Here is an 18,976-nt window from a genome sequence, read left to right as displayed (position 1 = left end):
CGCTCGACTTGGGATCGGTCGTGCCGATCCCGGCACAATCAGCCCTGGTGGTAGCGCCCCGACAACTCGTGCACGGCTTCGATGAAGGCACCGGCATGGGCCGGATCCACCTCGGGGGTGATGCCGTGGCCGAGGTTGAAGACGTGGCCGCTGCCCTGGCCATAGCTTTCCAGGATGCGCCCCACCTCGGCGCGGATGGCCGCCGGCTTGGCGTAGAGCACGCTGGGGTCCATGTTGCCCTGCAGGGCGACCTTGCTGCCGACCCGCCGACGGGCTTCGCCGATGTCGCAGGTCCAGTCCAGGCCCAGGGCCTCGGCGCCGCTGTCGGCCAGGCTTTCCAGCCAGAGACCGCCATTCTTGGTGAAGAGGATCACCGGCACCCGGCGTCCTTCATGCTCGCGGATCAGCCCGGCGACGATCTTGCGCATGTAGGCCAGGGAAAATTCCTGGTAGGCCGCGGCGGACAGGTTGCCTCCCCAGGTATCGAAGATCTGCACCGCCTGGGCGCCGGCGCGGATCTGGCCGTTGAGGTAGGCGGTGACCGCCTGGGCCAGCTTGTCCAGCAGCAGGTGCAGGGCCTCGGGGGTGTCGTAGAGCATGGCCTTGGCCTTGCGGAAATCCTTGCTGGAGCCGCCTTCGATCATGTAGGTGGCCAGGGTCCAGGGGCTGCCGGAAAAGCCGATCAGGGGTACCCGCCCGTCCAGCGCCGTGCGGATGGTGCGCACGGCGTCCATGACGTAGCCCAGGTCGGATTCGGCATCGGGTATCGGCAGCGCCTCGATGTCGGCCGGGGTGTCGATCACCTTGCGAAAGCGCGGACCCTCGCCGGTCTCGAAGTAGAGGCCCTGCCCCATGGCGTCGGGGATGGTGAGGATGTCGGAAAAGAGGATGGCGGCATCCAGCGGATAGCGCTCCAGCGGCTGCAGGGTCACCTCGCAGGCGAATTGCGGGTTCTTGCACAGACTCATGAAGTCCCCGGCACGCGCCCGGCTGGCGCGGTACTCGGGCAGATAGCGTCCGGCCTGGCGCATCATCCACACCGGGGTGACATCCACCGGCTGCTTGAGCAGGGCACGCAGGAAACGGTCGTTCTTCAGGGCAGTCATGGTGACATCCGGCAGCAAAAGTGCCGGCATTGTCGCAAAGCGGCTGGCAAAAGGCACGGCACCGGGGCGTGCCTTTTGTCTATCGCACCGATCGGCTTACCAGCTCTTGTAGGGCAGGAACTTGCCGTTGAGCACGATCTGCACCCGGTCGCCCTTGGGATCGGCCACCCGCGAGATGTCCATGCTGAAGTCGATGGCACTCATGATGCCGTCACCGAACTCTTCATGGATCAGGGTTTTGATGGTATCGCCGTAGACATTGATCATCTCGTAGAAGCGATAGATCAGCGGATCGGTGGGCACGGCCTTGTCCCACTGCTTGTGCGGGCAGGCTTGCAGCGCCAGGGACACCTCGGCCGGCAATTCCAGCACCTGGCACAGGCGTTCCGCCACCGCCGGCGCCATGCTGTTCATGCCCAGGCAGGCGGAGGTGGTCCAGACCCGCGACATTTCCAGGCTGGCGGCGATCGCCGCCCAGCTCAGGCCCAGGCGCTGCTTGGCGGCGAGAATGGCGGCGGTCATTTCGGGCTTGTTCATGGCAGTACCTCGCAGGAGAGAACCGGGATCTTTGCAGACCCTGTGCCAGACGCAGAAAGCGCTCTGGCACAGGCTCCGCAGCTCACTTACCTGCCATCACTGCACCAGAACGCAGCCCTGCCCCTGGATGACGCCCAAGAAAAAAGCCGACCGGCTCAGCGCCGGTCGGCTCTTGTCCAGCCGTCGGGTATTAGACGCCCAGGTAGTCGAGGATGCCCTCGGCGGCGTTGCGACCTTCGAAGATGGCGGTCACCACCAGGTCGGAGCCGCGCACCATGTCGCCACCGGCAAAGATCTTCGGGTTGCTGGTCTGGTGCTTGAACTCGTGCAGCCCCGGCGCGACCACGCGGCCCTGGCTGTCGAGGTCGATGCCGAATTGCTCGAACCAGGGCGCCGGGCTCGGCCGGAAACCGAAGGCGATGACCACCGCATCCGCCGGCAGGATCTCCTCGGAACCGGGGATCGGCTCGGGACTGCGGCGACCGCGGGCATCGGGCTCGCCCAGGCGGGTCTCCACCACCTTGACGCCTTCCACCCGGTCTTCGCCGATGATGGCGATGGGCTGGCGGTTGAAGAGGAACTTCACGCCCTCTTCCTTGGCATTCTTCACTTCCTTGCGCGAGCCCGGCATGTTGGCGGCGTCGCGACGGTAGGCGCAGGTCACGCTCTTGGCGCCCTGGCGAATGGAGGTGCGGTTGCAGTCCATGGCGGTGTCACCACCCCCCAGGACCACCACGCGCTTGCCCTTCATGTCGACGAAGTCGGCCGCATCCTTTTCGAAGCCCAGGTTGCGGTTGACGTTGGCCACCAGGAAATCCAGGGCGTCATGCACGCCCGGCAGGTCTTCGCCGGGGAAGCCGCCCTTCATGTAGGTGTAGGTGCCCATGCCCAGGAAGACCGCATCGAATTCCTCGAGCAGTTGGTCCATGGTCACGTCCTTGCCCACCTCGGTATTGAGGCGGAACTCCACGCCCATCCCGCCGAAGACCTCGCGACGGCGGCTGAGCACGGTCTTTTCCAGCTTGAACTCGGGAATGCCGAAGGTCAGCAGGCCGCCGATCTCGGGGTGCTTGTCGAACACCACCGGGGTCACGCCATTGCGCACCAGGATGTCGGCACAACCCAGGCCGGCCGGACCGGCACCGATGACGGCGACGCGCTTGCCGGTCGGCTTGACCTTGGACATGTCCGGGCGCCAGCCCATGGCGAAGGCGGTGTCGGTGATGTACTTCTCCACCGAACCGATGGTCACCGCGCCGAAACCGTCGTTGAGGGTACAGGCACCCTCGCAGAGGCGATCCTGCGGGCAGACCCGGCCACAGACTTCGGGCAGGGTGTTGGTCTGGTGCGACAGCTCCGCCGCCGCCAGGATGTTGCCTTCGGACACCAGCTTGAGCCAGTTGGGAATGAAGTTGTGCACCGGGCACTTCCATTCGCAATAGGGGTTGCCGCAACCCAGGCAGCGGTGCGCCTGCTCGGCAGCCTGCTGGGGCTTGAAGGGATCGTGGATCTCGACGAATTCCTTCTTGCGCTGGCGCAGCAGCTTCTTCTTCGGATCCTTGCGACCGACCTCGATGAACTGGAAGTCGTTGTTCAGACGTTCAGCCATTTCCAAACCTCTTGAAGCGACGCCCTTTTCTGCCGGGCGCCACGAGCTATCACGGTGAAACCGGCGCCCTGGGGAGCCGGCATCGAAGTCGTTATTCCGGACGGGCGCGGGTGCTGACCAGCAGCGACGCCAGGCTTGCGGCCTTGGGCTTCACCAGCCAGAACTTGCGCAGGTAGTCGTCCAGGTTTTCATGGAGATGGCTGCCCCAGGCACTGCCGGTCTCGCGTACGTATTCGGCCAGCACCCCTTCCAGGTGGCTGCGATAGGCTTCCATGGCTTCGCTGTTGATGCGCTGGATTTCCACCAGCTCGTGGTTGACCCGGTCATAGAAGCCGTTGTCCAGGTCCAGCACATAGGCGAAGCCGCCGGTCATGCCCGAGCCGAAGTTGTAGCCGGTCTTGCCCAGGACGCAGACGAAGCCGCCGGTCATGTATTCGCAGCAGTGGTCGCCGGTGCCTTCCACCACGGTGTGGGCCCCGGAGTTGCGCACCCCGAAGCGCTCACCGGCGGTGCCGGCGGCGAACAGCTTGCCACCGGTGGCGCCATAGAGGCAGGTGTTGCCGATGATGGCCGATTCCTGGCTCCTGAAGCCCGCGCCCTGGGGCGGGGTGATGACCAGCTTGCCGCCGGTCATGCCCTTGCCCACGTAGTCGTTGGCGTCGCCTTCCAGATACAGATGCAGGCCGCCGGCGTTCCAGACGCCGAAGCTCTGGCCGGCGGTGCCCTTGAAGCGGAAGGTCAGCGGCGCCTTGACCATGCCCTGGTTGCCGTGGCGTCGGGCGATCTCGCCGGAGACCCGGGCGCCGATGGAGCGGTCGCAGTTGCCGATGCTCAGGCTGAACTCACCGCCTTCGAGCTTTTCGATCCCTCGCAGCGACAGACGCACCATTTCCTCGGCCAGCAGACCCTGGTCGAACGGCGGGTTCTTTTCCACCTGGCAGTATTGCGGCTTCTCGGCCGGAATGTGATCGCTTCCCAGCAGCGGGGTGAGATCCAGGTGCTGCTGCTTGGCGGTCTCGCCCGGCAGGATTTCCAGCAGGTCGGTACGGCCGATCAGCTCGCCCAGGCTGCGCACGCCCAGCCTGGCCAGCCACTCGCGGGTTTCCTCGGCGATGAAGGTGAAGAAATTCATCACCATCTCCACCGTGCCGATGAAGTGTTCCTTGCGCAGCCGGTCGTTCTGGGTGGCGACGCCGGTAGCGCAGTTGTTCAGGTGGCAGATGCGCAGGTACTTGCAGCCCAGGGCGATCATCGGCGCGGTGCCGAAGCCGAAGCTCTCGGCGCCGAGGATGGCCGCCTTGATCACGTCCAGACCGGTCTTCAGGCCGCCGTCGGTCTGCACCCGCACCTTGCCGCGCAGATCGTTGCCGCGCAACGTCTGGTGCGCCTCGGCCAGGCCCAGCTCCCAGGGCGAGCCGGCGTACTTGATGGAGGTTACCGGCGAAGCGCCGGTACCGCCGTCGTAGCCGGAGATGGTGATAAGGTCGGCATAGGCCTTGGCCACACCGGCGGCCACCGTACCCACCCCGGGCTCGGAGACCAGCTTGACCGACACCAGCGCCTTGGGGTTGACCTGCTTGAGGTCGAAGATCAGCTGCGACAGGTCTTCGATGGAATAGATGTCGTGGTGCGGCGGCGGCGAGATCAGGGTCACGCCGGGCACCGCATAGCGCAGCTTGGCGATCAGGCCGTTGACCTTGCCGCCCGGCAGCTGGCCGCCCTCGCCCGGCTTGGCGCCCTGCGCCACCTTGATCTGCAAGACCTCGGCGTTGACCAGGTACTCGGGGGTGACGCCGAAGCGGCCGGTGGCCACCTGCTTGATCTTGGAGCTCTTGATGGTGCCGTAGCGCGCCGGATCCTCGCCACCCTCGCCGGAGTTGGAGCGCCCGCCCAGGCGGTTCATGGCCTCGGCCAGGGCCTCGTGGGCCTCCGGCGACAGGGCGCCCAGGGAGATGCCGGCAGCGTCGAAGCGGGTGAAGATGTTGGCCAGCGGCTCGACCTCTTCCAGGGCCAGGGGCTGGTCGCTGGTCTTGACCTTGAGCAGGTCGCGGATCATGGCCACCGGACGCTGGTCCACCAGCGCGGTGTATTCGCGGAACTTGGCGTAGTCGCCCTGTTGCACGGCGGCCTGCAACAGATTGACCACGTCCGGGTTGTAGGCGTGGTACTCGCCGCCATAGACGAACTTGAGCAGGCCACCCGGCTGGATCGGCTTGCGGTTGTTCCAGGCTTCGCCGGCCAGCAGCTTCTGCTCGGCTTCCAGGTCGACGAAGCGCGCACCCTTGATGCGGCTGGTAACGCCGGGGAAGCAGAGGTCGGTGACCTCGTCCGCCAGCCCCACGGCCTCGAACAGCTGTGCGCCGCGATAGGAGGCGACGGTGGAGATGCCCATCTTGGAGATCACCTTGAGCAGGCCCTTGGTGATGCCCTTGCGGTAGTACTTGAACACCTCGTAGAGATCGCCCAGCACCTCGCCGGTGCGGATCAGATCGCCCAGCACCTCGTAGGCCAGGAACGGATAGACCGCGGTCGCACCAAAGCCCAGCAGCACGGCGAAGTGGTGCGGATCGCGGGCGGTTGCGGTCTCCACCAGGATGTTGCTGCTGGTGCGCAGGCCCAGGTTGACCAGGTGGTGGTGCACGGCGCCGGTGGCCAGCACCGCGTGCACCGGCAGCTTGCCCGGCTCGATGTGGCGGTCGGTCAGCACCAGCAATACCTTGCCGGCGCGCACGGCCTCCTCGGCCTGCTCGACGATGTTGCGCAGCGCCGCCTCGAGCCCCATGGACTCGGGATAGTTGAGGTCGATCTTGACATGCTCGAAGCCGGGCTTGGGCATGTTGAGGATGGTCCGCCACTTGGCCGGCGAAACCACCGGGCTGCTCAGGATGGCGCGATCGGCGTGCTCGGCGGTTTCCTCGAAGACGTTGCGCTCGGCGCCCAGGCAGGTCTCCAGGGACGTGACGATGGACTCGCGCAACGGGTCGATCGGCGGGTTGGTGACCTGGGCGAATTGCTGGCGGAAATAGTCGTAGGGCGAACGGATGCGCCGCGACAGCACCGCCATGGGCGTATCGTCGCCCATCGAGCCCACGGCTTCCTGGCCCTGCTCGCCCAGCGGGCGCAAGACCTGGTCACGCTCCTCGAAGGTGACCTGGAACATCTTCATGTACTGGCGCAGCTGATCCTGGTCGTAGAAGGCCGAACCGTGATCGTTGTCGTCCAGGGTCGCCTGGATGCGCATGGCGTTCTTGCGCAGCCACTGCTTGTAGGGATGGCGCGCCTTGAGGCGATTGTCGATGTCGTCGGTCTGCAGCACCTCGCCGGTCTCGGTGTCCACGGCGAGGATCTGGCCCGGGCCGACCCGACCCTTGGCGATGACGTCGTCGGGCTGGTAGTTCCAGACGCCGACTTCCGAAGCCAGGGTGATGTAGCCGTTCTTGGTGGTCACCCAGCGCGCCGGGCGCAGGCCGTTGCGGTCGAGCAGACAGACCGCGTAGCGGCCTTCGGTCAGCACCACCCCGGCCGGACCGTCCCAGGGCTCCATGTGCATGGAGTTGAATTCGTAGAAGGCGCGCAGATCGGCGTCCATGGTCTCGACGTTCTGCCAGGCCGGCGGAATGATCATGCGCACGGCGCGGAACAGGTCCATGCCGCCGGTCACCAGCAGCTCCAGCATGTTGTCCATGCTGGAGGAATCGGAACCGACGCGGTTGACCAGCGGACCGAGCTGGTCGAGGTCCGGAATCAGTTCGTTGACGAACTTGGTGCGCCGCGCCTGGGCCCAGTTGCGGTTGCCGGTGATGGTGTTGATCTCGCCGTTGTGGGCGAGGTAGCGGAAGGGCTGCGCCAGCGGCCACTTCGGCAGGGTGTTGGTGGAGAAGCGCTGGTGGAACACGCAGATGGCGGTCGCCAAGCGCGGATCGCCGAGGTCCGGATAGAAGGCGGCGAGATCCGCCGGCATCATCAGGCCCTTGTAGACGATGACCCGCGACGACAGGCTGCAGATGTAGTGCTCGGCGTCCTCGGCATTGCGCACCGAGGAACGGCGGCGCGCGGAGAACAGCTTGACCCCGAACTGCTGGTCGTCGAGACCGGGACCGGCGACGAATACCTGCTCGATGCGCGGCAGGCGGGCCAGGGCCAGTTCGCCCAGCACCGAGGTGTCGATGGGCACCTTGCGCCAGCCGACCAGGGTCAGGCCGGCGGCCTCGATCTCCAGGTTCATGTTGGCGCGGGCCTGTTCGGCGCGGGCCTCGTCCTGGTTGAAGAACACCACGCCCGCGGCGTACTGCTCGGGCAACTCGGCGCCGAATTGCTCCTGGGCGATGGCGCGCAGGAAGGCGTCCGGCTTCTGCATGAGCAGACCGCAACCGTCGCCGGTCTTGCCGTCCGCGTTGATACCGCCCCGGTGGGTCATGCAGGTCAGGGCTTCGATGGCCGTTTCCAGCAGGTCGTGGCTGGGCTCGCCCTGCATATGGGCGATCAGGCCGAAGCCGCAGTTGTCCTTGAAGCTATCGGGATTGAACAGGCCTGCTTTCATAGCGCTCTCACCGGCAATCAGGTTATTGCGAAGGCATCACAAAACGGTCCGCTTATTTGAACTTTTTTCGGACAGTCAAAGGCTGACCAGTGTAGCGAAAAAATCGCTTACGACAAACACTGATGACACCTGATGAAAATTCGATGACGCAAAACAGAAAGCCCCGGCGTCACTCTCGTGATAGCGCCGGGGCTTTCTTTTCGTGCCAGGCAAGAATCAGCGACTGGTGGCGATGTCCTGCTGGATGCTGGCGAAGGTCCGCGGCCAGGGCTTGCTGGCCTGTACCTTGGCCGGCAGCTGCTTGACCGCCGCCTCGGCCGCCGCCCGATTGGCGAAGTTGCCGTAGGTCACCACATAGAGCGCCTTGCCCTGGTAGCTCTTCTTGAAATAGCGGAAGTTGCCACTGTCGGCCTGGGCGGCGATGAAGTCCTGCGCAGCCTTTTCGGTGCTGGTGCCCACCACCTGCAAGGCGTACTTGCTGCCCGCCTGACTGCCGTACCAGCCCGCCGCAGCGCCACCGGTGTGCGCAGGGGCAGCAGCCGGGGCCGGCTTGGCCGGTGCCGGCGCGGGGGTCGGCGCAGGTGCGGTATGCCGGGGCGCCGGAGCGGCCACTGCCGGCGCGCTGGGCGCTGGCGTGCGTGTCGGTGTCCGGCTGGGCAGTTCGTCCTCGTCACTGATGGGCGGGGCGTCGGTGGTCACGGTGGGCGGTACGCCACCCGCACCCATGTCGTTGCCAGCAGCGGTACCAGCCTGACGCCCTCCCGCCGCTTCCGCCAGGGGTTCGCGGATGACCGGCTGCGACTCGCCCACCAGCGGCAGGGGTAGCGGCTTGGAAGAGCCATCGAACTGGATGGGCGCCCCCTGGGCGTCTTTGCCGACGGACGCGGTGTTCTGGCCGCCCATGGGCAGGTCCTGCCCGGCCGTGCCGGTCGCCGGGGTTTCGCTCTTGCCGCCCTTGAGCGACAGCGCCGCGGCGCCGACTGCCAGCACCACCACCCCGAGAATGACCAGATGCTTGCGCGGCAGCGCCGCCAGCAGATTGCGCGAGCCCTTCGCCGGAGCAGCGGCCTTCTTGCGCCGGGCGGTCATGCCGGCCACCAGGACATCCCGGGCTTCCTCGTTGAGCCGACCGGGCCAGCCACCGGAGCGCTGGTGAATGGTCGCGAGTTGCTCGTCGGTAAAGATCTCCAGCCCCTGACCGGCACCCTCCAGGCGCTGGGCGAGATATTCCTCGGCCTCGCTTTCGCTGTAGGGCAGCAATTCGATGGCGTGATAGCGCTCTTCGCCCTGGGCGATGTCCTCCAGGCGCATCACCACTTCCGCCTCGCCGAACAGGAAGACGTGCAGACGCTCCTTTTCGCCGCCACCGGCCAGCTCCAGCAGGGCTTCCAGGGCGGGGGTGGCCAGCGCCTCGGCGTCATCCACCAGGATGTAGACCTCCTGCCCCGCCAGGCGCACTTCCGCCGCCTGCGCGAGAATGGCCGCCGGCGTCTGGCTGTCGGCGCCCACGCCCTTGGCGACCTGGGCCAGCACGGTGCGGGCGTCGCCGCCGTTCTGCGCGGAAATCACCACGCAGTGCACGGCTTCCTTCTTGGTGCTGGCCGCCAGCGCCTGGCGCAGCAGCGTCTTGCCGCTGCCCTCGGGACCGCTGACCACCAGCAACAACTGGCTGTAGCGGGCCAGGTGATGCAACTGACCCAGCACCGGCTTGCGCTGCGCCGGAAAGAATTTGAAACCGGGAACGCGGGCGGCGAACGGGTCGTGAGTGAACTGATAGTGACCGAGGAAGGCTTCGTCGGCGTGCAGATTGGACATGGGACTCTCTTGTTCTCCTTACTGGGCGGTCAGCGCTTGGTAATCGGTACGCAGCGTCTGCTCGAGAATGTCGCGGGCGAAGTCGGCGGTCACCACGGCCTGGCCCAAATCACTGAGCAGTACCAGCCGGAGTTGTCCATCCAGGACCTTCTTGTCCACCGCCATGAGGCGTTCGAAATCGGCCGGCTGCATGTCGGCCGGCGGTACCACGGGAAGCCCGGCCCGGACCAGCAGGCGCAGGGCGCGGTCGCGCTGGGCGGCCGTGAGCCAGCCCAGCAGCAGGGACATCTGCAGCGCCATGACCATGCCGGCGGAAACCGCTTCGCCGTGCAGCCAGACGCCATAGCCCTGGTGGGTCTCGATGGCGTGGCCGAAGGTATGCCCCAGGTTGAGGATGGCCCGCAGGCCCGACTCGCGCTCGTCGCTGCCGACCACTTGGGCCTTGGCCGCGCAGGAGCGCTCGATGGCTTCGGTGAGGGCCTGCTGGTCCAGTGCCAGCAGCGCCTCGACATGCTCTTCGAGCCAGCCAAGGAAGGACTCGTCGCAGATCAGGCCGTACTTGATGACCTCGGCCAGACCCGCCGACAGTTCACGCGCCGGCAGGGTCGCCAGGCTGGCGGTGTCGATGACCACGGCCTTGGGCTGGTAGAAGGCGCCGATCATGTTCTTGCCCAGTGGGTGGTTGATGCCGGTCTTGCCGCCCACCGAGGAATCGACCTGGGACAGCAGCGTGGTCGGCACCTGGATGAAGTCCACCCCGCGCTGATAGCAGGCCGCGGCGAACCCGCCCATGTCGCCGATCACCCCGCCACCGAGGGCGATGAGGGTGGTCTTGCGATCATGACGATCCTGCAGCAGACCGTCGAAGATCAGCTGCAGGGTTTCCCAGTTCTTGTGCGCCTCGCCATCGGGCAGCACGATCGAGCTGACCTGGCGATCGCCCAGGGTGCGCAGCAGGCGCTCCAGATAGAGCGGCGCGATGGTTTCGTTGGTGACGATCGCCACCTTGCGCCCGGCGAGATGGGGCAGGAAGCATTCCGGCTGATCCAGAAGGCCCTGGCCGATGTAGATCGGGTAGCTGCGCTCACCGAGCTCGACGTGAAGAGTCCGCATGCCGTCACCTTGATTCAAAGGGCGCCTAGCATAGCGCAGAACGTCGACGGCTTTAATGCGGCGCCAGGGCTTTCAGACGGTCGAGTATCTGCAGTACGACCAGCCGGGGCGGCCGCTCGTCGGTATCGATGATGATGTCGGCGATCTCGCGATACAGCGGATCGCGCATGGCCATGAGAGTGCGCAGCACCGCCGCGGGATCGGCGGTCTGCAGGAGCGGGCGATTGCGATCGCGGGAGGTGCGCTCGATCTGCTGCTCGATGGAGGCATGCAGATAGATGACCCGCCCACCGCGCTTGAGCGCCTGGCGATTGTCCTCGCGCAACACGGCGCCACCGCCGGTGGCCATCACCAGGCCGTTTTCCGCACACAGCTCGGCGATCGCGGCGCGTTCGCGCTCGCGAAAGCCCTGCTCGCCTTCCACATCGAAGATCCAGGGGATGTCGGCACCGGTACGTTCTTCGATTACCTTGTCGGAATCCTTGAACGGCAGCCGCAATTCCTTCGCCAGGAGCCGGCCGATGGTGCTCTTGCCCGAGCCCATCGGTCCTACGAGAAACAGATTACGCACTTATGTCATCGACCAACCGCTATCGCCTGGTTGTTCATGATACGCGGCGTGAGGAAGATCAGCAGCTCGACTTTGCTGTCGGTGACCGAATCCCGGCGGAACAGTCGGCCGACATAGGGGATGTCGCCCAGCAGAGGGACCTTCTCAGTAGAGCGAGTTTGACTGTTAGAGAAAACACCACCTAAGACGATGGTCTCGCCATCGGACACCAGCACCTTGGCATTAACTTCGTTTTTACTGATCGGCGGAACACCGTTTAACACTCGGTTGTAGTCTGGCGCATCCTTATTCACTTTGACTTCCATGATGATGCGATTGTCCGGGGTAATTTGCGGCGTGACCTCCAGCGACAGGGCGGCCTGCTTGAAGCTGGTGCTGGTGGCACCACTGGAGCTGGCTTCCTGGTAGGGGATCTCGGTACCGCGCAGGATCTTGGCGGTCTCCTTGTCCGAGGTCACCACCTTGGGCTGAGAGATAATTTCGCCATTTCCACTAGCCTGTAGAGCAGACAGCTGCAGATCAAGCATCTTGCCACCGACCATGAAGCCGATGCCGATGCCCGAGGTGCTGCCGGAAACGCCCATGTCGACGAAAGGCGTGGGCGCGACGCCGTTGGTCGAGGTGAAGTTACCCACGGTACTGGTACCCGGCAGGAAGGCCTGACCGGTAGTGGGGTCGACCGTGGTGGCGCCGTCCTTGCCATAGACCGCGAAGTTGCCCGAACTGGCGTTACCGCCCCAGCGCACGCCCAGCTGCTTGCTGTAGTCGACGTTGGCCTCCACCAGGCGCGCCTCGATCATTACCTGGCGCACCGGGATGTCCAGCTGCGAGACGATGCGGCGCAGTTCATCCAGGCGACTCTGCGTCTGGTAGGCGATGATGCTGTTGGTGCGCTCGTCCACCGAGATGGAGCCACGCTCGTCAGCGGTCTTGTCGGCACTGGTCACCGACTGGAACAGCTTGGCGATGTCGGCGGCCTTGGCGTAGTTAACCTGGATCAGGTCGCGACGCAAGGGGGCCAATTGCTGGATCTGCTTCTGGGACTCCAGCTCCTGACGTTCGCGGGCGGCGATCTCGTCGGCCGGGGCCACCAGCAGCACGTTGCCGATCTGGCGCTTGTCCAGCCCCTTGGTCTTGAGGATCAGATCCAGCGCCTGGTCCCAGGGCACGTTCTGCAGGCGCAGGGTGATGTTGCCCTGCACGGTGTCGCTCGCCACCAGGTTGAGATTGGTGAAGTCGGCGATCAGCTGCAGCACCGAGCGGACATCGATGTCCTGGAAGTTCAGCGACAGCTTCTCGCCGGTATAGGTGAAGCGATCGGCTGCGCGCTTTTCCTTTTCCTCGGTGGTGAGCGGCTTGACGCTCAGGGTCAGACGGTTGTTGGTCTGGTAGGCCAGGTAGTCGTAGGTACCGGTCGGCTCGATGACGATGGACGCCCCGCCGCTGTCAGCGGAGGCGTTGACGAACTGCACCGGGGTGGCGAAATCCTTGACGTCCAGCCGTACCCGCAGCTCTTCAGGCAGCTGGGTACCGGCAAAGGTCAGGCGAATCTTGCCGCCCTGCTCCTGGATGTCCGGATTGATGCCGGTCTCGCTCAGGTCGATGACCACGTTGCCCTCGCCCTGGGGCCCACGCTGGAAATCGATATGGCGGATCGCCTTGCCGCGCAATTGCGGCCGCGGCGCGGTCATGGCCGCCACGGTAGAGGTGGCCTGGGTCGGCGGCAGCGGCGTGCGGGCGATCGCGCCGGGCAAGGGAGCGGACGACGGCGCGGTCACGGTGGTCGGCGCAGCGGCGCGCGGCAGGTTGGGCGTCAGGTTGGCCTGGGCGCTGGCGGTCTGGCGACCGGCGGTGCCCCCGATGGTGACGAACAGGTTGCGACCGTCGGCCCGGGTGTCATAGCTGGCCAGATTGGTGAGGTTGATGATCAGGCGGGTGCGGTTGCCTGCCTCGACCACCGTCACGCTGCGGGCATTGCCATTGCCCAGCTCACGACTCTTGGTACCGAGCTTGTTGGCGACGCCGGGCAGGTCCAGGGCGATGCGCGCCGGCTGCTCGATGGTGTAGCCCTTGGGCACCGGCACCGGCTGATCGAAGGTCAGCTTGAGTTCGATGCGATCCCCGGGCAGGGAGGCGACGTTCAAGGCCTGCAGATCGGCTGCCAGAGCCTGGCAGGCCAGGCTGCTCAGCAGCAGGGCCAGGCCCAGCCCCAGTCGTCCCGCGATAGTAGTGTTCACAGTGCTCGCCCCGCCCATTTAAGTCTTTTCCTTCAAGGTGATGGTGCGCGGCCGTTCCAGCCAGCCACCCTCGCCATCCGGGACGATTTCGATCACGTCGATCTCGCCATCGGTAATCTTGGTGATGCGCCCGTCATTGCGTCCCAGGTAGTCGCCCACCTTGACGCGATGCACGCCCCCGGCGCCGTTGACCAGCGCATAGCGGCCACTGGCATTGGCCAGGATGCCGACCATGCTGAAGGTCTCGATGTTGAAGCCTTCGAGAAACTGCTTGGGCCGATTCACGTCCGGCTTGATGTTGCCGGTTCCGCGCTGGCGCACCGTGGGATCGATGCGTACCGGTGCCTGGAAGGGGCTGCGCAGGGCCGAAGCCGCATAGGTGAAGGGTTCGTAGGCGCGAAACTGCGGCAGCGGCTCGATGGAACCACGCGGCTTGGCGCGGGTTTCGTCCATGAAGGCCTGCAGATCGCTGGTATCGCTGGAACCGCAGCCGACCAGCACGCCGGTCAGCAGGCATAACAACAGGGGCGTCCTCATTTGCCGAGCCCCTTGTCGTTGTAGCGATAGGTCTTGGCCAGGACATTCATGCGCAACTTGCCGCCGCCTCCGGAGACCGTGCCGCCGCCATTGGCGTTTCTGTCGTCCACCGGCTTGAGGTCGAAGTCGTGCAGGGTGACGATGCGCGGCAGGCTGGACACGCTGCTGACGAAAGTCGCCAAGTCATGATAGCTGCCCACCACGGTGATCTGGATCGGCAACTCGACATAGAACTGCTGGGTGACCTCGGGCAGCAGCTTGATCTGCTCGAATTCCAGGCCGCTGCCGAGACCGGTGCGGGTGATGTCTTCCAGTAGCGCCGGCACCTCGGTATCGCCGGGCAGTTGCCGCAGCAGGGCACCGAAGGACTCCTCCATCTCCACCATCTGCTGCTTGTAGGCATCCAGATTGGCGGCCTGGAAGGCCTTGCTGGCGTATTGCTGCTTGAGCGTCTCTTCCTGGTTGCGCTGGCTGTCCAGCTGGGCCTGCATGTCGCTGAGGTGGAACTGATAGCCGAGCAGCAGCACCACCAGCACGATCAGCAGGCAGGCGATGACTTTTACCGGCTTGGGCCAGGAACCCAGATTCTCGAGGTTGAGGTCGTTGATGTCGACCTTGCGCAGGCTGGCCAGGGAATCGGCGAGACTCATGGTTTGCCTCCCTGGGCGAGCGGGGCCGGCGCAGCGGGGGCGCCGGGCTGGGTCTGCTTGACGGTGAGCTGGAAGGTGTTGGCCTGGTCCACCGCACCCGCGGTGGTGGCCTTCACCTCGATTAGCGTAGGCGAGGCGAACCAGTCCGAGGCATCCAGGTTACGCATCAGGTTGGAGACCCGGTTGTTGGACTCCGCCTCGCCGCTGATCGACAGGGTGTCACCCTGCATCTTCAGCTCGCGGAAATAGACGCCGTCCGGCAGCGTCCGCACCAGTTGATCGAAGACATGGCCGATGACTGGGCGGTTGCCCTGCAGGTCCTGGATGATCTTCATCCGCGCCAGCAGTTGCTGACGACGGGTCTTGAGTTCGCTGATCTCCTTGATGCGCACGTCCAGCTGGGCGATGTTCTGCTGGATGAAGGCATTGCGCGCCTCCTGGCGGGCGATCTCGCCGGACAGGTACTGGTCGCCGAGAAACACGGCGCCACAGGAGAGCACGAAGATGCCACCCAGGATCACCAGGAACTGCTTGCGCCTTTCTTCGCGCAGCTGCTCCCGCCAGGGCAAGAGGTTGATGCGGGCCATCTAGTCGAAACTCCTCATGGCCAGGCCGCAGGCGATCATCAGCGCCGGGGCGTCACCCGCCAGGGCCGCCGCGTTGACCTTGTTGCTGACGGTCATGTCGGCGAAGGGATTGGCCAGGACCGTGGGGGTGCCGATTTTCTGCTGGATCAAACGGTCGAGTCCGGAAATTGACGCGGTTCCTCCAGCAAGCAAGATGTAGTCCACATCATTGTATTGCCCGGCGGCGAAAAAGAACTGCAGCGAACGCGCCACCTGTTGCACCACCGCCTCGCGGAAGGGCGTCAGCACCTCGCTCTGGTAGTCGTCCGGCAGCCCGCCCTGCTTCTTGGCCAGACCGGCCTCTTCCACCGACAGGCCATAGCGACGCTGGATCTCTTCGGTGAGCTGGCGACCGCCAAACAGCTGTTCGCGGGTGTAGATGGTCTTGCCGTTGTGCAGCACGCTCAGGGTGGTCATGGTGGCGCCGATGTCGACCACCGCCACGGTCAGGTCGTCGACGTGGCCACCGAGCTGATTGGCCAGCAGCTGATAGGCGCGCTCCAGGGCATAGGCCTCGACGTCGACCACCTTGGCCGAGACGCCGGCCAGCGCCAGGGCCGCTTCGCGGACCTCGACGTTTTCCTTCCGGCAGGCGGCCAGCAGCACCTCGACGCGCTCGGCGTTGCGCGGCGACGGCCCCTGCACCTCGAAATCGATGGCGACCTCGTCCAGCGGATAGGGAATGTACTGGTCGGCTTCCAGCTTGATCTGGTTTTCCAGCTCGTCGTCGGTCAGACCGGCGTCCATCTCGATGGTCTTGGCGATCACCGCCGAGCCGGAGACGGCCACGGCAGCGCTGCGCGCGGAGGTGCGCGCCTTGACCAGCACCCGGCCGATGGCCAGGCCCACGCCTTCGAGTTCGGCGATGTTCTTCTCGACCACGGCATTGGCCGGCAGGGGTTCGACCGCATAGGCCTCCACCCGGTAGCGCCCGCCTGCACGGCTCAACTCGATGAGTTTCACGGATGTCGAACTGACGTCGATACCCAGCAGCGTATTCGCCTTCTTTCTGAATAGCCCTAGCACATCAGTTCCCTATGAGCGACGGTGGTCTTCCGCGGACGGGCATTAGATAACAGACTTGACACCCGAGCAAATAGCGGCCAACCGCCAAACGCGCCTATAATGGCGACGCCGTGTAGGCTGACCCTCACCTGTCGCCCTTTCCTTCTTTCCATTCGAAAAGTCTCTTGATGCGTGTTCTGAAATTTTTCTGGTGGTCGTTGGTCGCCCTGGTCTGCAGCCTTTTGCTGGGTCTCAGCGGTGCCTTCCTCTACCTCAGCCCCAGCCTGCCCTCCATCGACGCCCTGCGAAACGTGCAACTGCAGATCCCTCTGCGGGTGTACAGCGCGGACGGCAAGCTCATCGCCGAATTCGGTGAAATGCGCCGCTCGCCTCTGCGGTTCAACGAGATACCGCCCGATTTCATCCATGCCCTGCTCTCCGCCGAGGATGACAACTTCGCCAATCACTATGGCGTGGATGTGAAAAGCCTGGCGCGAGCGGTGAGCCAGCTGGTCAAGACCGGACACATCCAGACCGGCGGCAGCACCATCACCATGCAGGTCGCCAAGAACTACTTCCTGACCAGCGAACGCAGCTTCTCGCGCAAATTCACCGAGATCCTCCTGGCGCTGCAAATCGAGCGCCAACTGACCAAAGACGAGATCCTCGAGCTCTACGTCAACAAGATCTACCTGGGCAACCGCGCCTACGGTATCGAGGCCGCCGCCCAGGTCTACTATGGCAAGTCCATCAAGGACCTGACCGTTGCCCAGATGGCAATGATCGCCGGTCTGCCCAAGGCGCCGTCGCGTTACAACCCGGTCGCTAATCCTGAGCGTAGCCTGGAAAGACGCAATTGGATTCTCGAACGCATGTTCAAGCTCGGTTATATCGATCAGGCGGCCTACCAGGCCGGCATCGCCGAGCCGCTCGAGGCCTATCACCATGTCGCCATTCCCGAGCTCAACGCCCCCTACATCGCCGAGATGGCGCGGGCGGAAATGGTCGGCCGCTATGGCGGTGACGCCTATACCGATGGCTACCAGGTCTATACCACCATCGACAGCCGGCTGCAGACAGACGCCTTCGAGGCCGTGCGCGACGGCCTGACAGACTACGACCGCCGCCATGGCTACCGCGGACCCGAGGCCCAGTGGCCCAACCGCAGCCGGGCCGAGTGGACCGCACTGATCCAGAAGCAGCGCATCGTCGGCGGCCAGGATCCGGCCATCGTCACCCAGGTGGAAAAGAGCGGCATCCTGGTCCTGACCCGCGAGGGCAAGGAAGAGGCAGTCTCCTGGGATTCGATGAAGTGGGCCCGCCCCTACCTCAGCGCCAACAGCCTGGGGCCGCGGCCGAACGGTCCGGCCGACGTGGTCAAGGTCGGCGACCTGATCCGGGTGCAGCGCCAGGACGATGGCAGCCTGAAGTTCTCGCAGATCCCCAAGGCGCAGAGCGCCCTGGTCTCCCTCGACCCCCAGGATGGCGCCATCCGCGCCCTGATCGGCGGTTTCTCCTTCGAGCAGAGCAACTACAACCGCGCGACCCAGGCCCGCCGCCAGCCCGGCTCCAGCTTCAAGCCGTTCATCTATAGCGCGGCCCTGGAAAAGGGCTTCACTGCCGCCAGCCTGGTCAACGATGCGCCCATCGTCTTCATGGACGAGAATCCCGACGAAGCCTGGCGACCAAAGAACGACAACAACACCTTCCTCGGCCCTATCCGTCTGCGCGAGGCGCTGTATCGCTCGCGCAACCTGGTGTCCATCCGGGTGCTGCAGGCCATCGGCATCGACTATGCGCTGGACTACGTCAGTCGCTTCGGCTTCGAGCGCGACCAGTTGCCGCGCAACCTGTCCCTGGCCCTCGGTACCCCGGGCCTGACGCCGCTGGAAGTCGCCACCGGCTGGTCGGTGTTCGCCAACGAGGGGTACAAGGTGACCCCCTACGTGGTCGATCACGTGACCGATCGCGACGGCAAGGTGGTCTATCGCACTGCCGCGCCGCGGGTGCCCCAGCAGGTGCAGGCCAAGGCCGCACCCGGCGTCGAGGTCACGCCGGCAGCCGATACCGCCGCGGCCGATCCGGCCAATCCGGCGCCGGTGTTCGCGCCCCAGGTCATCGACCCGCGCAACGCCTTCATCATGAACAGCATGCTGCAGGACGTGATCAAGCGCGGCACCGGGCGCAAGGCGCTGGAACTGGGTCGCAACGACCTGGCCGGCAAGACCGGTACCACCAACGAATCCAAGGACACCTGGTTCTCCGGCTACAACGGTGACTACGTGACCACGGTCTGGGCCGGCTTCGATCAGCCCGAGACCCTGGGTCGCCAGGAATTCGGTGGCACCGTGGCCCTGCCGATCTGGATGAGCTACATGGGCGCGGCGCTCAAGGACAAGCCGCCGCATCAGCTCAAGGAACCGGAAGGCATCGTTTCCATCCGCGTGGACCCCACCACCGGTCGCGCCGCGCCGCCCGGCACGCCCAACGCCTACTTCGAGCTGTTCAAGAGCGAGGACACCCCGCCGAGCCTGGACGAGCTGCCGCCTGGCGTGGCGCCCGGCACGCCGCTGCCCTCCAGCGAAACCGTGCCCATGGACATCTTCTGATCTCCAGCCAATAAAAAACCC

Annotated in this window: 13 protein-coding genes; 1 reads left to right on the top strand and 12 read right to left on the bottom strand. The window is 65.1% G+C overall.

Translation table 11 applies throughout. From position 1 onward, the window contains the following. Nucleotides 1–38: 38 nt before the first annotated feature. The 12 genes from hemE to DBY63_RS15115 form a co-directional block, all read right to left on the bottom strand. Nucleotides 39–1,106, bottom strand: coding sequence for a uroporphyrinogen decarboxylase (hemE, locus tag DBY63_RS15170; RefSeq protein ID WP_042136641.1), 1,068 nt, complete (start codon nucleotides 1,104–1,106; stop codon nucleotides 39–41). Nucleotides 1,107–1,202: 96 nt separating this feature from the next. Beyond that, nucleotides 1,203–1,643, bottom strand: a complete 441-nt coding sequence (gene cynS / locus DBY63_RS15165) for a cyanase (protein ID WP_108582367.1) — start codon at nucleotides 1,641–1,643, stop codon at nucleotides 1,203–1,205. Between the two features lie 190 nt (nucleotides 1,644–1,833). Beyond that, nucleotides 1,834–3,252, bottom strand: a complete 1,419-nt coding sequence (locus tag DBY63_RS15160) for an FAD-dependent oxidoreductase (RefSeq protein WP_027598906.1) — start codon at nucleotides 3,250–3,252, stop codon at nucleotides 1,834–1,836. Nucleotides 3,253–3,343: 91 nt separating this feature from the next. Continuing rightward, nucleotides 3,344–7,792, bottom strand: coding sequence for a glutamate synthase large subunit (gene gltB, locus DBY63_RS15155; protein ID WP_108582366.1), 4,449 nt, complete (start codon nucleotides 7,790–7,792; stop codon nucleotides 3,344–3,346). 216 nt (nucleotides 7,793–8,008) lie between these two features. Continuing rightward, nucleotides 8,009–9,607 (bottom strand): AAA family ATPase, encoded by a 1,599-nt coding sequence (locus DBY63_RS15150; protein ID WP_074584071.1) that lies wholly within the window; start codon nucleotides 9,605–9,607, stop codon nucleotides 8,009–8,011. Nucleotides 9,608–9,625: 18 nt separating this feature from the next. Continuing rightward, complete coding sequence (aroB, locus tag DBY63_RS15145; protein ID WP_077173122.1) at nucleotides 9,626–10,720, bottom strand: 3-dehydroquinate synthase; 1,095 nt, start codon at nucleotides 10,718–10,720, stop codon at nucleotides 9,626–9,628. A 52-nt stretch (nucleotides 10,721–10,772) separates the two neighbouring features. Further along, entirely contained in the window at nucleotides 10,773–11,291 is a 519-nt protein-coding gene (gene aroK, locus DBY63_RS15140) for a shikimate kinase AroK (protein WP_077173123.1), read from the bottom strand. A 5-nt stretch (nucleotides 11,292–11,296) separates the two neighbouring features. Next, nucleotides 11,297–13,528, bottom strand: coding sequence for a type IV pilus secretin PilQ (pilQ, locus tag DBY63_RS15135; protein ID WP_077173164.1), 2,232 nt, complete (start codon nucleotides 13,526–13,528; stop codon nucleotides 11,297–11,299). Between the two features lie 18 nt (nucleotides 13,529–13,546). Next, a complete protein-coding gene (locus DBY63_RS15130; protein WP_027602907.1) occupies nucleotides 13,547–14,065 on the bottom strand; it encodes a pilus assembly protein PilP in 519 nt (172 codons plus the stop codon). Continuing rightward, on the bottom strand, nucleotides 14,062–14,715 hold the full coding sequence (pilO, locus tag DBY63_RS15125; RefSeq protein ID WP_007161624.1) for a type 4a pilus biogenesis protein PilO: 654 nt from the start codon (nucleotides 14,713–14,715) through the stop codon (nucleotides 14,062–14,064). The genes DBY63_RS15130 and pilO overlap by 4 nt, the downstream gene beginning before the upstream one ends. Next, a complete protein-coding gene (locus tag DBY63_RS15120; RefSeq protein WP_108582365.1) occupies nucleotides 14,712–15,302 on the bottom strand; it encodes a PilN domain-containing protein in 591 nt (196 codons plus the stop codon). The genes pilO and DBY63_RS15120 overlap by 4 nt, the downstream gene beginning before the upstream one ends. Next, the gene (locus DBY63_RS15115; RefSeq protein ID WP_027598915.1) at nucleotides 15,303–16,367 is read right to left on the bottom strand and encodes a pilus assembly protein PilM; all 1,065 of its coding nucleotides are present in this window, start codon (nucleotides 16,365–16,367) and stop codon (nucleotides 15,303–15,305) included. Nucleotides 16,368–16,534: 167 nt separating this feature from the next. Here DBY63_RS15115 and DBY63_RS15110 point away from each other — a divergent pair, with 167 nt between their 5' ends. Next, nucleotides 16,535–18,955, top strand: coding sequence for a penicillin-binding protein 1A (locus DBY63_RS15110; protein WP_039976065.1), 2,421 nt, complete (start codon nucleotides 16,535–16,537; stop codon nucleotides 18,953–18,955). The last annotated feature ends 21 nt before the right edge of the window (nucleotides 18,956–18,976 follow it).

The sequence above is a fragment of the Pseudomonas sp. RIT411 genome (genome assembly GCF_003057735.2).
Lineage (GTDB): Bacteria > Pseudomonadota > Gammaproteobacteria > Pseudomonadales > Pseudomonadaceae > Chryseomonas > Chryseomonas oryzihabitans.
Note: the sequence above shows the minus strand (reverse complement) of the source record. Positions and strands in the feature narration are given on the sequence as shown.

Coding starts and splice junctions, on each gene's coding strand:
- hemE (WP_042136641.1), bottom strand. CDS start 1,106: ATGACTGCCCTGAAGAACGACCGTTTCCTGCGTGCCCTGCTCAAGCAG.
- cynS (WP_108582367.1), bottom strand. CDS start 1,643: ATGAACAAGCCCGAAATGACCGCCGCCATTCTCGCCGCCAAGCAGCGC.
- DBY63_RS15160 (WP_027598906.1), bottom strand. CDS start 3,252: ATGGCTGAACGTCTGAACAACGACTTCCAGTTCATCGAGGTCGGTCGC.
- gltB (WP_108582366.1), bottom strand. CDS start 7,792: ATGAAAGCAGGCCTGTTCAATCCCGATAGCTTCAAGGACAACTGCGGC.
- DBY63_RS15150 (WP_074584071.1), bottom strand. CDS start 9,607: ATGTCCAATCTGCACGCCGACGAAGCCTTCCTCGGTCACTATCAGTTC.
- aroB (WP_077173122.1), bottom strand. CDS start 10,720: ATGCGGACTCTTCACGTCGAGCTCGGTGAGCGCAGCTACCCGATCTAC.
- DBY63_RS15130 (WP_027602907.1), bottom strand. CDS start 14,065: ATGAGGACGCCCCTGTTGTTATGCCTGCTGACCGGCGTGCTGGTCGGC.
- pilO (WP_007161624.1), bottom strand. CDS start 14,715: ATGAGTCTCGCCGATTCCCTGGCCAGCCTGCGCAAGGTCGACATCAAC.
- DBY63_RS15120 (WP_108582365.1), bottom strand. CDS start 15,302: ATGGCCCGCATCAACCTCTTGCCCTGGCGGGAGCAGCTGCGCGAAGAA.
- DBY63_RS15110 (WP_039976065.1), top strand. CDS start 16,535: ATGCGTGTTCTGAAATTTTTCTGGTGGTCGTTGGTCGCCCTGGTCTGC.